General features: G+C 73.5%; 9 protein-coding genes. 8 read left to right on the forward strand and 1 reads right to left on the reverse strand.

Features of this window, described 5'->3' with window-relative positions:
- Positions 1 to 38 precede the first annotated feature (38 nt).
- Together ACQ452_RS27460 and mycP are read left to right on the forward strand one after the other, a co-directional pair.
- The gene (locus ACQ452_RS27460) at positions 39 to 2363 is read left to right on the forward strand and encodes a hypothetical protein (protein ID WP_433388585.1); all 2325 of its coding nucleotides are present in this window, start codon (positions 39 to 41) and stop codon (positions 2361 to 2363) included.
- Positions 2360 to 3565 (forward strand): type VII secretion-associated serine protease mycosin, encoded by a 1206-nt coding sequence (gene mycP, locus ACQ452_RS27465; RefSeq protein WP_433388587.1) that lies wholly within the window; start codon positions 2360 to 2362, stop codon positions 3563 to 3565. The genes ACQ452_RS27460 and mycP overlap by 4 nt, the downstream gene beginning before the upstream one ends.
- Before the next feature lie 33 nt (positions 3566 to 3598).
- On the opposite strand, the gene eccCa is transcribed toward mycP, so the two are convergent.
- Positions 3599 to 7549 carry a type VII secretion protein EccCa gene (eccCa, locus tag ACQ452_RS27470; RefSeq protein WP_433388589.1) on the reverse strand — a complete coding sequence of 1317 codons (3951 nt, stop codon included), beginning with the start codon at positions 7547 to 7549 and terminating at the stop codon, positions 3599 to 3601.
- A gap of 173 nt (positions 7550 to 7722) precedes the next feature.
- On the opposite strand from eccCa, the gene ACQ452_RS27475 reads away from it, so the two are divergent.
- From ACQ452_RS27475 to ACQ452_RS27500, 6 genes are all read left to right on the forward strand, one after another.
- The gene (locus ACQ452_RS27475; RefSeq protein ID WP_433388591.1) at positions 7723 to 8340 is read left to right on the forward strand and encodes a hypothetical protein; all 618 of its coding nucleotides are present in this window, start codon (positions 7723 to 7725) and stop codon (positions 8338 to 8340) included.
- Between the two features lie 144 nt (positions 8341 to 8484).
- Positions 8485 to 9882 (forward strand): type VII secretion integral membrane protein EccD, encoded by a 1398-nt coding sequence (gene eccD, locus ACQ452_RS27480; protein ID WP_433388592.1) that lies wholly within the window; start codon positions 8485 to 8487, stop codon positions 9880 to 9882.
- A gap of 15 nt (positions 9883 to 9897) precedes the next feature.
- Positions 9898 to 11301, forward strand: coding sequence for a type VII secretion protein EccB (gene eccB / locus ACQ452_RS27485; protein WP_433388594.1), 1404 nt, complete (start codon positions 9898 to 9900; stop codon positions 11299 to 11301).
- 116 nt (positions 11302 to 11417) lie between these two features.
- Positions 11418 to 11726 (forward strand): hypothetical protein, encoded by a 309-nt coding sequence (locus ACQ452_RS27490; RefSeq protein WP_433388595.1) that lies wholly within the window; start codon positions 11418 to 11420, stop codon positions 11724 to 11726.
- Positions 11727 to 11769: 43 nt separating this feature from the next.
- Positions 11770 to 12054: a WXG100 family type VII secretion target gene (locus ACQ452_RS27495; RefSeq protein WP_433388597.1), complete on the forward strand. Its 285-nt coding sequence runs from the start codon at positions 11770 to 11772 to the stop codon at positions 12052 to 12054.
- 116 nt (positions 12055 to 12170) lie between these two features.
- Positions 12171 to 15032 carry a hypothetical protein gene (locus ACQ452_RS27500; protein WP_433388599.1) on the forward strand — a complete coding sequence of 954 codons (2862 nt, stop codon included), beginning with the start codon at positions 12171 to 12173 and terminating at the stop codon, positions 15030 to 15032.
- Positions 15033 to 15035 lie beyond the last annotated feature (3 nt).

The raw sequence follows: 15035 nt of genomic DNA on the forward strand, positions 1-15035 counted from the left end.
CGTGGCCACCGCCCCGCGCGCCCCGGCATGCTGCTGGCATGGGCAGGTTGTCGCTGCGCCGCAGCCGGCGGCCGACGTTGGCGCGGCCCGCCCTCTCCGATGACCTGATCGTCGAGCGGCACGGTGCCGTGGTGCTCGTCACGCATCCCGCCGACCCGCCGTACGACTACTGGCGCACGCTGCGGACGGCGGCGGGGCCGGCGGGGGAAGCGTTGGTGCTGGTGTCGTCCCGGGCCGGCGCCCACCCGACGGCCAAGAAGGTCGTCGTGCGGGCGATCCGCGAGGCGGCGCGCGCCACCCGGCCACACGCCCGGCGGGTCTGGCTGGGCCATCCTGCCCTCAGCGGCACCAAGGGCGCCGACTCCGCCCGGCTGGCCACCCTCTGCCTGGCCTCCGGTGTGGACATCGTCGCGGCGGACGGCCCGTTCACCCTCCTCCCCGGCGGCGGCCTGTACGCGGGCCCGGCCACCGGCGCGGCCGGGTGGCGGCAGTTCCACCCGGACGGCCCGGGTGACCTCCTCACCCACCGCTATCCGGCCACCGAGAAGGAGTCGCTGCCGGACGGCGCGTCGGCCGAGCGGGTGCCGTCCGTGCTGGTGACGGGCTGGTCGCGGCGGGACGCCCGGCTCTGGTGGCTGGGGGACGACGGGGCGGTGGTCGCGGAGGTGGTGCCCGCCGGCATCCTGCTTCGCCCGCGTGACTCGTACGCCTCTGACGCGCTGGCTGCCGTCGACCCGCAGGCGTCGACGATGACCGTCGGCACGGCGGGGCTCCCCGTGCCGGCGGCGCTGGTGACGGCGGTGCGGCGGCTCGTCGCGGGCGGGGCCGCCGAACGTTCCGGCACGCTGCGGCTGCGGATCGCCGGCGACGCCACCCGGGCGCAACGGGACGTCATCGCCGAACTGGCCGAGGACGCCGGCTGGGACTTCGGGGACCCGACCGCCGCGCCCGCCGCCCGGCCGGCCGGTACCCCCGCGCGGACGCCGATGGCACGGACCCCCACGCCGCAGACGCCGGTGGCCGGGACCGCCACGCCGCAGACGCCGTCGACCGGGACCCCCGCACCGCAGACGCCGGTGGCCGGGACCCCCGCGCCGCAGACGTCGTCGACCGGGACCGCCACGCCGCCGGCCGCGAGCGCCGGTCTCGATGCCCCGCCCAGCGGGGCAGCGTCGGCGGCCGGCGGGTATCGGAGCATCGTCACGGTCTCTGCGACGCCGGTGGTGACGGTCGCCGGGCCGCCGGTGGACGAGCCCATGGCGGCGCCCACCGCACCGACCGACACCGCCGCGCCGCCCGACACCGCGCCGCCCGCTCCGGCACCGCACGCCACCGCCCCATCCACCACCGCGCCGCCCGACACGGCACCGTCCACCACCAAGCCGCCCGCCCCGGCAGCGCGCGCCACCGCGCCGCCGCCGGTCGGGCCTGCACCGGCGAGCGTCACGCAGGTGGTCAGCCGGGCGGAGCCGGCACCCGGGCACCCGCCCGCCGAGCCCGAAAGGCCGCGCCGTGCCCCCCGGGCGGTGCCCTACGCCACGCCGAGACCGGCCGCGCCGGCGGCCGTGCTGATGGAGGACCGGGCCAGTACCGCAGCCGAGCAGCGCGAGTTCGTGGCGGCCCTCGGCCCCGCGTACACCGAGACGTTGGGGGTCGTGAACACGGCCCTCTCGACCTGGCCCGCGCTGCGGGACGACTCGCCGGGCGCCAGGGCCGACTACGCCGCCGTCTGCGTCTACCTCGGCCACACCGGGTGGGGCGGGGTACGGCTCAACGCCGCCCTCCGGGCCGGCCGGACCCCCGACCTCGGCGGGTACCTGCCCTGCCTGGTCTCCGGGATGCGGCGGTTGCCGCGGCACCGCCGCGCGGTGCTCTGCCAGGCCAGGCTGACCGAGCCGGTCGAGCGGAGCTACCCCGTCGGTGCCCTGCTGACCGAGCCGGCCTTCCACAGCGTCAGCGCCCGGCTGGACGTCGCGGTGCCCGGCGCCGACGTGGACCTGCTGATCTGGTCCCGTACCGCCTGCCAGACATCGGTGCTCGCGCCGCCCGAACGGCCGCTCGAGGAGGCGACGTTCCTCTGCGGCACCCGGTTCAAGGTGCTCGATGTGCGCAGTTCCAAGCCGGGACGCGGCGACGGTGCCGCGTTGCCCTCCACCGCGATACTGCTGCGGGAGGTGCTCCCGGGCGAGCGCCCCGGCTCGGCCGGGCTCGACGAGGTGGACCGGGTCGCCCTCGGCCGGCTCGTGCGGGCGCTCGCCCAGCGGCAGAACCAGACCCGGCACGCGATCGAGGACGGCGACCTCGTGGCGCGGCTCGCCGGCCCGGGGTTGGGGCTCGCCGGGACGGCGGTGGCGTACTCGTGAGGGACACGGGCCGGGGACGCCCCACCCACCGGGCGGCCGTCGCGGCGATCGCGTTGGTCGCGGTGACGGCGGCACCGACTCCCCCGGCCGCCGAGGACGGCACGTGCCGCCAGGCGCCGACGAGCACCGAGACCGGGGTGTCGTGGGGCCAGCAGCGGCTCGGCATCGAGCGGGCCTGGCCGCTCTCCAGGGGCGAGGGTGTGCTGGTCGGCGTCGTGGACACCGGTGTCGACGCGGGCATTCCGCAGTTGCGTGGCCGGGTGCTGCGGGGTGCCGACCTGACCGCCGCCGGCCGGCCCCGCGCCGACAACGACTGCTTCGGTCACGGCACCTTCGTGGCCGGCATCATCGGTGCGGCACCGGTGGCGGGGAGCGGCTTCGCGGGCGTCGCCCCCGACGCGCGGATCCTGCCGATCCGGGTGACCAACAGCATGGAGGACGGCACCGCGTCCCGGCTCGCCGACGGCGTGCGCGCCGCCGTGGACGCGGGCGCCAAGGTCGTCAACATCTCGGCCAGCACGCCGGTGCCGGAGCCGAGCCTGGTCAGCGCCATCGAGTACGCCGAGAGGCAGGATGTCGTGGTCGTCGCGGCAGCCGCCAACGGCGCCGACCAGAACAAGATCGTCGCGTATCCGGCCGCGCTGCCCACGGTGATCGCCGTCGGCGCCATCGACTCCACCGGCGCGCTCGCCGACTTCTCCCAGACCGGCAAGCATCTCGGGCTGGTCGCGCCGGGCGTGGACGTGACCAGCGTCGGGCCCGGCGGCCCGGGCCACTGGCAGGGCAGCGGCACCAGTTACGCCGTACCGTTCGTGGCCGGCACGGCGGCGCTCGTCCGGTCGTACCGGCCGGGGCTGACCGCGGCGCAGGTGCGGGCGCGGCTGCTCGCCACCGCCGACCATCCGGCCGCCGTCCTGCCGGACCCCGGCTTCGGCTGGGGGGTGGTCAACCCGGCCGCCGCGGTCGCCACGGTGCTCGCCGAGGAGGGCGGCGACGCCGTCGCGGTGGTGCCGCCGCCGGCCCGCCGGCCGGACCTTCCCCCGCCCGACCCGACGGGGCCGCGGCTGGCGGCGCTCGCCGCCGGCGTCACCGTGGTCGCCATCGGCCTCGTCGCCCTGCTCGCCGCCCTCCTGCCGGCCGGAAACCGGCGTCGCTGGCGGCCCGCGCGGGCCGGGCCGGCGGATCGGGCACGCCGCTCCTGAGCCCACCGCCGTCCCGCCGGGAGGCGGTGGCCGCTATGCCGTGGTGACCTCGGGCGTCTGGACGAGCCGTACCTGCCGGCGACGGTTGATGTACTGGCCGCGCCCCGTCGGGAGGCTGCGGGGCTTGACCGTGCCGAGGAACGCGCCCTCCTCCCGCGGGCAGGACAGGAGCATCGCCGGCGCGCCCAGCTCCCAGGCCCGGCGGATGACCGGGTTGGACATGGCCCGGCCGGCGCCGGCGGTGCTCCGGGCGATGATCAGGTGGAGCCCGATGTCGGCGCCGTGCGGCAGCAGCGGCAGCAGCGGCTGGAGCGGATTCTCCCGGCCGCTCTCGATGAGCTCGAAGTCGTCGACGAGGACGAACAGCCGCCCGCCGGTCCACCAGTCGCGGCGGGGCAGCCGGCTCGGCGGGATGTCCGGACCGGGCAGGCGCTTGGTCAGCACCGTTCCCGCCTCGGCCAGCGTCGCCGCGAGGCGCTCCGCTGACATCGAGTACCCGATCTGGTGCTCCTGCGGGATCGCGTCGTGCAGCTCGCGCCGGAAGTCGCCGAGGACCACCCGCGCCTGCGCGGGCGTGTGGTGGGCGGCGATGGCGCGCGCGATGTGCAGCAGCAGGTTCGTCTTGCCGGTCTCCGTGTCGCCGAAGATCAGCAGGTGCGGGCTGGCGTCGAAGTCGTGCCACAGCGGCTCCAGCCGCGCGTCGTCGAGGCCGAGCGGGACGCGGATCTCTGCCGAGGGTGACGGTGCGGTCGCCGCCGGCAGCTCGGCGACTGGCAGCCGCTCCGGCAACAGCCGCACCCGGGGGGCGCGGGGTGTGGCCGGCACGTCCAACGCCTCGACCAGTTCGGCCGTGGCCTCGGCCAGGTCATCGGTGCCCGAGTGCCCGTCGATGCGCGGCAGCGCGGTCAGGAAGTGCTGACGGTCGGTGGTGATGCCGCGTCCCGGGACGGCCGGGACGGTCGCCGCCACCCGGCTGTTGACCTCGGATTCGACCGGGTCACCGAGCCGGAGCTCGAAGCGGGTGCCGAGCACGTCACGCAACCACGGCCGCATCTCCGACCAGCGTCCGCCGGAGATCACCAGGTGGATGCCGAAGCTCAGGCCGCGCGACGCCAGCTCGCCGAAGCGATCCTCCAGCTCGGTGAAGTCCTGGCGGACCGTGTACCAGCCGTCCACGAAGAGGAACACGTCACCGTACGGGTCGACGTCCCGCAGCTTGCCGGCCCGGCGGGCCCGGCGGTAGCTCGGCATCGAGTCGATCCCGTGTTCGGCGAAGATCTGTTCCCGGCGGACCATCAGGTTCGTCATCTCCAGCACCGTGCGGGCGACCCGGTCCCGGTCGAGCCGCCCCGCGACGCTGCCCACCTGCGGCAACCGGGCCAGGGACGCGAGGGCGCCGCCGCCGAAGTCCAGGCAGTAGATCTGCACCTCGGCGGCGGTGTGGGTGAGCGCGAGGGAGCAGATCAGCGTACGCAGCAGGGTGCTCTTGCCGGACTGCGGACCGCCGACCACCCCGACGTTGCCGGTGCTGCCGGCGAGGTTGGCCAGCAGCAGCTCACGCCGCTGCAACGCCGGCAGGTCGACCAGGCCGACCGGGACGGTGAGGGTGCCGGCGTCGTACTCGCCGACCGGGCGCAGGCCGAACGTCGGGTGGTCGACCAGCGGGGGCAGCAGCTTCTCCAGGGTCGCGCTCTCCGTCAGCGGCGGCAACCACACCTGGTGCGCCGCCGGACCGTCGCCGCGGAGCGCCTCAAGCAGCACGTCGGCGAGCACCGGCGGCTTCTCCTGGGGCTCCTCGGGCTGGGGGTCGGGGTCGACCGGCTGCTCGGGGCTCACGTTGACGGTGCCGAACGGGAGCAGCCCCGCTCCCGCCGTGCTGCGCCGACGCTGGCTCGGTGGTTGGTACGGCCCCGAGCAGTAGGCGCCCCTGAAGCGGAGCAGGGTCTGGGTGTCCGGCCGCAGGTAGCCGTGGCCGGGCGCGTTGGGCAGCTCGTACGCGTCCGGCACACCGATCACGCTGCGGCTCTCCATCGAGGAGAACGTGCGCAGGCCGATCCGGTACGACAGGTGCGTCTCGATGCTGTGGATGCGCCCGTCGTCGAGCCGCTGGCTGGCCAGCAGCAGGTGCACCCCGAGGCTGCGCCCCAGCCGGCCGATCATCGCGAAGACGTCGATGAACGCCGGTTTGCTGCTGAGCATCTCGCTGAACTCGTCGACCACGATGAACAGCGCCGGCATGGGTTCCATCCGGGCGCCCTCGGCGCGGGCCCGCTCGTACTCGCGGCGCGACGGGTAGCCGGTGGCGCGCAGGTGCTCCTGCCGGCGGTTGAGCTCACCGGTGAGCGCGTCCTGCATGCGGTCGACGAGTTCCAGCTCGTCGGCCAGGTTGGTGATCACCGCCGAGGTGTGCGGCAGCCGCTCGAAGCCGAGGAACGCCGCGCCTCCCTTGAAGTCCACCAGGACGAGGTTGAGCTCCTCGGAGGAGTGCCGGGCGGCGAGGGCCAGCACCAGCGTCCGCAGCAGTTCGCTCTTGCCGGACCCGGTGGCGCCGATCAGCATGCCGTGCGGTCCCATCCCGCCCTCAGCCGCCTCCTTGATGTCCAGTTCGATCGCGGTCCCGTCGGCGGACATCCCGATCGGCACCCGCAGCCGCTGGGCCGCGCCCCGCCCGGCGCGGTACGCCGTCGGGTCGAACGCGGACAGGTCACCGAGGCGCAGCAGCCGGGCCAGGTCGTAGTCGGCGGCCAGCGGCTCCTCGGTGTCCGTGCCCTGGCCGACGCGGTACCGGGCGATCGAGCGGGTCAGCGCCGCCGCGGCCACCGGGCCGAGCCGGTCCGGGCGGCACAGCGGGTTGCTGGTCACCTCGCCCGCGTGGTCGAACGTCACCGTGCGCAACTGCTGCCCGGTCGCCTCGATCAGCAGGGTCGACGGGCGGGACCTCCAGCCCAGGCCCGCCGCCACGTCGAGCGTGACGAGGTTGCGGTACCCCACCCCGCCCAGCCGGTGCTCCGCCGGCAGGTGCGGCCCGTCGAGCAGCAGCACGACGTACGGCTCGACGGAGGTGACCGGGGTGTCGGGCTCGAAGCCGGGCCGGTCGGGGACGCCGAGGGCGGCGAGCACCTCCTCGAGTTCGTTCGCGTCGGCGGCGAAGAGCCGGCGGGTGCCGGTCACGTCGGGAGCGCTGTCGTCCTGCACGTGCGGCAACCACTTCGCCCACGCCCACTCCGGCTTGTCGCTGGCGATCACCACCCGCAACTCCTGCGGCGAGTGGGCGACCACCACCTGGGCGAGTACCGCTCGGAGCAACGCCCGCACGGTGTCGGTGTCGCCCTGGAAGCCGATCCGGGCGAACCCGCGTAGGTAGACGGCGATGGGCGCCTCGGGCAGCGTCGAGTACGCCCGCAGGAAACGGCGCAGCGCGTGCGCGGCCAGCGGTTCGAGCTCCTCCAGCGGGGTGCCCTGCGGGGGCACCAGCCGTACCGTGGAGCGGCGGGCGCCCAGTCCGATCCGGACCTCGCCGAAGTCGGGGTGCGTGGTGCGTCGCTCCCAGAGCCGCTGGCTCAGGGCGACCGACCAGAGCCCGGCCGGGTCCGGGTGCTGCCAGCGGGCGGCGCGGCGCTCCTCGGTGATGGCGCCGCGCACCTTGCGCCGGATCTGCCCGAGGTAGCGCAGGTAGTCGCGGCGCTCGCCGTTGAGCCGGTGCTTGTGCTGCCCGGCATTGCGGATCATCGGCACGATGAGCATCGTGGCCGCGGAGAGCACCATCAGCCCGACGCCGACGTAGGCGAGCGTGCCGGCGTTGGGGCGCAGGAACATCAGCACCATGGCGAGTGAGGCGATCGCCATCGGCGCGAGCATCAGCACGGCGCTGATGCCCCGTTCCGCCGGTTCGGGGATGGCCGGCGGCTCCTGGAGGGTGATCTCCTCGACCGGGGGTTCCGGCCCGGCCCTGCGCGGCTTTCGGGTGAACAGCACCGTGCCCACGGCCTCGCTCCTTTGCTGGGGGGTTTCCCTCGGACCGGCGGCTGTCGTGTCGATCGGCCGTGTCCTGGAAAGCGCCTGTGCCTATCGTCGCGGCGGGTCGCGGTGTCGCTGTGGAAGGCGGATGCGGGGCCCTGGCAGGAAGGTGCGGACACCCACGATAGCAGGGGGCGGCTGTGGCGGAAACAAAGATCAATCCGGCGGGGCTGCGAAAGGCCGCGAAGGAAATCGGAGACTTGGTGGATGCGGGGGCGCCCGCATTCAGGCAGTTGAAAGAGTCGCCGCCGAACGCCGGCTCGTTCGACATGGCCAAGTGGCTGGAATTCGTTTACGAGGACCGCGCCAACGCCATTGTTGAGCACGTGCGCCACCTGCAGCTCGCCTGCACCGAGATCGCGGACGGACTGAAGGCGATCGCCGACAATTTCGAGGACGTCGACGAAACCAACGCCGACGCGGTGGCCACCTTCGACAGGGAGGCCAAGAAGGCCGTGACGGACATGTCGGACGCGGAATTCGAGGTGAAGAAGTCGGAGACCCCACCCGACTTCGACTCCGGTGACGATGCGGAGACGGGCGACACCGGGGCGAAGATCGTGGGGGACCGGGTGATCCTGGACGACGATGCGTTCGGCGCCGTCCGCGATCCCGAGGACTGGGGCAGCAGGAAAATCGAGGGCCTCCCCGATCCGCTCGACTTCAGCAAGGTGCCCTTCGGCGTGGATGAGGGCGGCCAGGACGTCGTCCCGACGCGCCTGGACCGCAGCAACGAGCCCAGTGAATTCAAGCCCTAGGCCGACGCCGCCATCCGGAGAAGCTCGAATCCCGGGCACGGCATCCGGCGTCGCGGTGGGGGCAGCCTCCGACCGGGGCGTGCCTTGCCGCGGTCTCCGGGCCGGCCGACGGCACGCATCCACCACACAGGAAGCCGGTCAACGATGGAGCCGCTGACCCGGCAACGGATCGCCGCCCCGGTGCGACTGAGGTTCGTGCTCGGCACGCGCGCCGTCGACCTCGCGCTGCCCGGAGAGGTGCCGCTCACCGACGTGCTTCCCGCCGTGCTCGTGCAGCTCGACCCGGAGGCCCCCGACCGGGGCGCGGCGCACGACGGATGGGTGGTGCAGCGCCTCGGCGAACCACCGCTGGACGAGGAGCGCACCGCCGCCGAGCTGAACCTGCTCGACGGCGATGCGCTGCACCTGCGGCCGAGGGCTGAGGAACTGCCCCCCATCGACTTCGACGACCTGGTCGACGGCGTCGGGGAACAGGCGCGCACCAACCCGTACCGCTGGACCGTGGCACTCAGCCGGTGGATGCTGATGATCTTCGGTGGTCTGCTGCTCGCCACCGGCGCCGTCCTGCTCGCGCTGGGTGGGCCGGTGGCGGCCCGGGCCACGGTCGCCGCGGTGCTGGCCGTCGCGCTGCTCGGCGCCGCCGGTCTGGTGAGCCGTGCCGCGGCCGATGCCCAGACCGGCACGTTGCTGGCCGCCCTGGCGACGGGGTACGCCGGTCTGGCCGGTTGGCTCGGCGCGCAGGCCCTCGCGCCCTACGCCGCACCCGGGGTCGCCGTCTCGATGGCCCTCCTCGCCGTGCTGATCACGCTCGCCATGGGTCTCGCCCTCGTCGCCGACTCGTGGCTGCTCTTCTCGGCGGCGCTGGTCTGCGCGGTCTGCCTGGCCGTGCCCGCCGTGCTCGTCGCGACGAACACGCTCACGTCGCAGTCCGCGGCCGCCTGCGGCCTGGCCGGCTCGCTGGTGGTCATGCTGCTGCTGCCGTCGGCCGCGTTCAAGCTCGGCGGGCTGGAACTGCCGCTGCTGCCCGGCAAGCCCGAACAGCTCGGCGAGAACATCGATCCCGTTCCGCACCAGCTGGTGGTCGATCGCGGCAGGGCCAGCGTGGCCTACCTCGCCGCCCTGGCGGTCGGCCTGGCCACGGCCCAGACGGTCCTGGCGGGGGTGCTCGTCGCGCCTGGTGGGCGGTGGCCGATGGTCCTGGCGGGTGTCGCCGCGCTGCTGCTCTTCATGCGCGCCCGTCACCTGACGGGCACGGTGGCGCGCTGGGCGACCATGAGCCCGGCCGTCGCCCTCGTCCTCTTCGACCTCGTCCGCTACTCGGTGGACCGGTCGGACCTGGCCCGTACGGCGGTGGTGGTGCCCGCGGGCGCCGCGCTCGCCGGCGTGCTGATGACCGCGGCCGCCACGCTGCCGGGGCGGCGTCTGCGCCCGTACTGGGGACGGGCGGTGGACATCCTGGAGATCATCACCGCCGTGGCGCTGCTGCCCGTGCTCGGCGCGGTGCTCGGCGTCTACCAGCTGGTCCGGGCCTGGGTCAGCTGACGGGAAGGCGAACAGATGGAATCCCGCCGGGATCAGGTCCACGCCTACTTCTACCTGGTCGGTCGGCTCAACTCGGCGCTCGCCCAGGGCCGCCCGGACCCGTACGATCCGCCGAACCGGCGACCCCTGCTCGGGTACGTCATCGGCATCCTGCTCGCCCTGGTGATCACCGGTGGTTTCGCCATCTACGGGGTCTTCCGTCCCGGCGGCGACAGCTCGTGGCGGCAGCCCGGCGTGGTGATCCTGGTGAAGGAGACCGGCGCGCGGTACCTGCTGCTGGACGACCAGTTGCGCCCGGTGCTCAACTACGCCTCGGCCCGGCTGGTGCTCGGCAACGGCGAGGCGGCGCGGCTGGTCAACGTGTCCCGCAACTCGTTGCGTGGCGTCCCGATCGGCGCGCCCATCGGCATCGCGGACGCGCCGGACGCGCTACCGGACGCCAAGAGGTTGGCGACCGGCGCCTGGACGGTCTGCGCCCAGCCGCCCGACCCGGCCGGCCGGCCCGGCACCGTGCTCCTCCTCGGGGATGCCGTCTCCGCCTCCCCCGTGGATCAGAGCGAGGGCTTCCTGGTCTCGGCGGTGGACGGTCAGCAGCACGTGGTCTGGCAGGGTCGCCGGCACCGCCTGTCACCGCCGGCCGCGGTGGCCCTCGGATACGCCGGCGTCGAGCCGGTCCGGGTGACGCCGGCCTGGCTCAACCCGATACCGGCCGGGCAGGACCTGGTGTTTCCGGCCGTTCCCGGCCGGGGCCGCCCCGGCCCTCGCGTCGGCGACCGGGTCAGCCGCATCGGGCAGGTGTACGAGGCGCGCGACCCGGTACGCGGCACCAGCGAGATGTACCTGGTCCGCGCCGACGGGCTGGTCCGGCTCCCCCGGACCGCCGCGACACTGGCGCTCGCCGACCCGGGCATCGGCGCGGCCTACCCCGGCGTGCCGGTCGGCCCCCTGCCGGTCCGCCCGGACGAGCTGACGACAGCGCCGATGTCGGCCAGCGGCGAGTTGGTGACCGGGTACCCCCCCGAACCGCCGCGTCCGGTCAGCGACCGCGCCGCGCTGGCGTGCGTGCGGTACCAGCCCAGCGGCGCGGCCATCACGGTCACGCTCGCCCGCGTGCGGGCGGACGCCGCGCGCCGGGCCGTGCCGGTGCCGAGGGCCGCCCCGGCGACGGGCACTGTGGACCGGATCCTGGTCGACGCCGGAACCGGTGTGCTGGCCCGCAACCCGTACGGCCCGGGTCGCGGGCTCTTCCTCGTCACCGAGTACGGCGTGAAGTACCCGACGCCGCCGGGCGGCGTCGAGGCGTTGGGGTACGCCGCGGTCGCTCCGGTCGACGTGCCCGTGGAGTTGCTCGACCTGTTGCCCACCGGCGCGGTGCTGGACCCGGCCGCCGCGCTGGTGTCCAGGACCTGGGGGGGTTGACGGGGGATATCCCCCGAAGCGGCGACCCCTGGGTCGCCGCCCCGCCCCCGACCCGCCGCGGATCGATTACACATCTGGCACGGACATGATGGCCCGTTCAGCCAAGGAGGGGTGAGATGCCCACGAATATCGCTGTCGATGTCGCGCACCTGATCGCACAGAACCACCGCGACACGGGCGCCGACATCGAGAAGGAGCGGTCCCGCTTCGAGAGCGCGGTCGACGCGATGGACGACCACTGCACGGGCGCGATGATGAAGGCCCTGATCGAGGCCCGGAACACCTGGTCGCAGGAGCTGACCAACATCACCAGGGACCTGAACGTCATGGCCGAGCAGGTGGACCGCTCCGCCAGCAGCATCCAGAGCCAGGACAGCGACAACGCCGGCGGGCTCACGAGCACCGGCATCCTTGCCGACCTCTGAGCACCGAACACCCACCAGAGCAACGACTTGAAAGGAGGCCGGGATGTCCGACATCAAGTACGACTACGGCGCCATCGCACAAGGTATTTCGGAAATGCAGTCGATCAACCGGGCCATCGAGGGACTCATCGAGAGCCTCGCCCGCGAGACCGGCACCGCCCTGGACAACTGGCAGGGCGACGCGGCCGACCAGTACCGCCAGGCGGCCGAGCGGATCCGGACGAACTTCGGTGACCTCAATGACGTCGTCGCCAAGCTCTCGGTCGAGTTGGACGAGCGGGCGGCCGACATGAAGCAGCAGGACCAGCGCTCGGCAGGCGGTTTCTGACACCAGCCGTGCGGTGGTTGACGCCGGGAGGCAGGTGTGCCGCCCGGCGCCCTGCCGGCTGTCCGGGTCTTCGATCTGTGGGGTGAGTTGTGGCATCAGATGAAGTCGGGTCCTTCATGGCGGAAGCGCCGCTGGGCCAGACGTTTGCCAGGTACCAGCTCTGGACACAACTCATACCGGACGTCAGCGACCTGGTCGTCCTCAGCGAGGACCCTGGGGGAAAATGGTACGAGGCCCACGGAAAGTGGGTCGAGGCGAAACGCCTCCTCGAGGAATACCTGACTGAGCTGGCGGCGATTGCGAAAACCCTGGAAGGCGAATTCACCGGAGTCGCTGGCGACGCCTTCCAGGATCACGTCGTCAAGCTGATCGCGCAGAGCCGCCAGGGCGTCCTGGCGGTCCTGACCGGCGACTATCTGCAGAACATCAGCGACGTCGGCCACGCTATCAACGCCTTTCGCGGTGACTTCTGGCGCATCGTGAACGCGGGCCACTACCTCGCGGACCAAATGCGTGACTACGCCACGGCGGTCGTCGATAGCGCGTTTTCTCTGAGCCAGCGCGGGTCGAGCGAATACCAAACCGCGATGGCGCAGGCACAGGAAGCCGCCTACCAGTACAGCGAGCGCTGGATCCTGTCCAAGCTCCGGGCGCGGCTCGTCCTACAAGCGGATGGCGAATACAAGCAGAAGGGCGACAAGTTCACGTCGTTGGATATCTCGCTGCTGACTCCGATCGACAGTCCCACCGGTTCCGGCAGCGGCGGCGGGTCCGGCAGCGACGACGACTCCGACAGCGACGAGGAGTCTCGCGGCGACGACGACTCGGACGAGGGATCGGGCGGCAGTGGCAGCGGCAGCGACGACTCGGACGATGACGAGGAGACCGGCGGCAGCGGCGACTCCGACGAGGACGAGGACGAGGACTCGGGCGGCGAGGACGAGGAGGCCGTTACCGAAGTGCCGGACTTCGGCACGAGTGAGGACGACGCGGGCGGCGAAGACGGCACGGGTTCCGGTTCCAGCGGTGGTTCCGGCGGCGGTTCCGGCGATTCCCGGGGATCCAAGGCTCGCGTGGATGACGGCGGGAAGACTGGCGGCGGCACCGGTGGCGAGGGCGGGTCGGGCGATCCTGACAGCGAAGCCCGGAACAAGGCCCTCGACGACGCGAAGCAGGCCGCGGACGACGCCATCGAGGATCTCAAGACCGGTGATCCGGCCTATGACGAGGCGTTGGACGAGGCCCAGCAGGCCGCGAGCGACGCCATCGAGGACCTGACGGGCGGCACCGGAGCCGGTGAGGATGGCTCCGGAACCGACGGGAGCAGCGGTTCCACGCCCGACGGGAGCAGCGGTTCCACGCCCAGCGGGAGCGGGGCGGCTCCTCCCACCATGCCCGACCTAGGCACCGGCGCCAAGCGGAGCAGTGCCGGGGGCGGCGGCAACGAGCAACGCGACAAGGCCCTACGGGACGCGAAGCAGGCCGCGAACGACGCCATCGAGGACCTGGCGGGCGGCACGGGTGATCCGCAGGGCGGCGGCACAGGCGGCGGCACGGGTGGTCCGCAGGGCGGCGGCACCGGTGGTCCGAAGGGTGGCGGCACGGGCGGCGGCACCGGTGACCCGGCGGCGGACGCGAGCCGGCAGAAGGCGCTCGATGATGCCCAGAACGCGGTCAGCGACGCGCTTGACGGCCTGCGGGAAACCCCTGTGGAGTCGACCGACCCGGCCGAGGGGGTGGCGCGGAAGAAGGCCCTGGAGGACGCGCAGGAGGCCGCGAACGACGCCATCGAGGACCTGGCGGGCGGCGGCAGCGGCGGCGCACCGGGACTGCCACCGACATCGTCCGCGGACCCGGCCGACGCGTCCCGCGACGACGCGCTGGAGGATGCGCGGGAAGCCACGAACGAGGCGATCGAGGATCTCCTCGGCGAGCCGACCGGTGATCCCGAGACCGACCAGGCACGCCGGGACGCGCTGGAGAAGGCGCAGGAGGCCGCGGACCAGGCGATCGAGGACCTGACGGGCACCGACGCCGGGAACGTCACCCCCGAACAGGCTCGGGACAAGGCACTCGAGGAGGCGCAGCAGGCCGCCGACAAGGCGATCGAGGATCTCCTGGAGGGGCCGGACGGCGGCGCGGCGGACGACGCCCTGGCCGAGGCGCGTAAGGCGTCCCGGGACTCGATCGGTGACCTCGGCGGCACCGACGCGGACCAGCCCGGCACCGGTGAGCTCGCGGAGGCCAGGGACGACGCGCTCAAGGACGCGCAGGAGGCCGCGGACCAGGCCATCGAGGACCTCATGGGCGACGAGGCCGTGGGCGGAGACGGTACGGGCGGGACCGATGGCGGATCGAGCGACGAGGAGACCCGCGACAACAGCCTGGTAGAGGCGAGGGAGGCGCTCACCGACTCGATCGACGAACTCATCGAGGACGAACGCGCCGGCACCGGCGAGGGCCGGACCGAGGCGGAGCGGGAGGCCCGAGTGGCGGCGCTCACCGACGCCAGGGAGGCGGCGGTCGACTCCCTCGACGAACTGATCGAAGAGGATGGCGACCACTCCAGCATCACCGACTTCCTCACCGGTTCGTCGAGCGGCGGTCCGGGCGAGGACGGCGCGAGGATCGCCGAGGTCGACGGCGGTCGCGGCGGTGGCGGCGGTGGCGGTCCTGGCGGTGGCGGCTTGGGCGGCGGTGGTGTCGGCGGTACGTCGAGCACCGGCAGTCCCGCGCCCCTCGAACTCGCACCGATCCGCCAGAACGCCGTGGTCATGGGCGACACGACACCAGGGCAGCCCGTCCTCCCGAGCAACCCGAACGGCACGTCCGGGATGCCGATGTCGCCACCGATGGGTGGCGCCGGCGCGGGAGGAAACGATCGCGACCGGGATCGCAACACCTGGCTCGTCGGTGAGGAAGGCGCGTGGGACGAGGAGTCGGGCGTCGCGCCCAGCTCCGCAGTGGGCCGGTCGTGACCC

It is taken from the genome of Micromonospora sp. KLBMP9576 (assembly GCF_050941805.1).
GTDB lineage: Bacteria > Actinomycetota > Actinomycetes > Mycobacteriales > Micromonosporaceae > Micromonospora.

What these genes read in the sequence shown, in the direction of transcription:
- ACQ452_RS27460 (WP_433388585.1), top strand. Translation starts at nt 39, where the DNA reads ATGGGCAGGTTGTCGCTGCGCCGCAGCCGGCGGCCGACGTTGGCGCGG.
- eccD (WP_433388592.1), top strand. Translation starts at nt 8,485, where the DNA reads ATGGAGCCGCTGACCCGGCAACGGATCGCCGCCCCGGTGCGACTGAGG.
- eccB (WP_433388594.1), top strand. Translation starts at nt 9,898, where the DNA reads ATGGAATCCCGCCGGGATCAGGTCCACGCCTACTTCTACCTGGTCGGT.
- ACQ452_RS27490 (WP_433388595.1), top strand. Translation starts at nt 11,418, where the DNA reads ATGCCCACGAATATCGCTGTCGATGTCGCGCACCTGATCGCACAGAAC.
- ACQ452_RS27495 (WP_433388597.1), top strand. Translation starts at nt 11,770, where the DNA reads ATGTCCGACATCAAGTACGACTACGGCGCCATCGCACAAGGTATTTCG.
- ACQ452_RS27500 (WP_433388599.1), top strand. Translation starts at nt 12,171, where the DNA reads ATGGCGGAAGCGCCGCTGGGCCAGACGTTTGCCAGGTACCAGCTCTGG.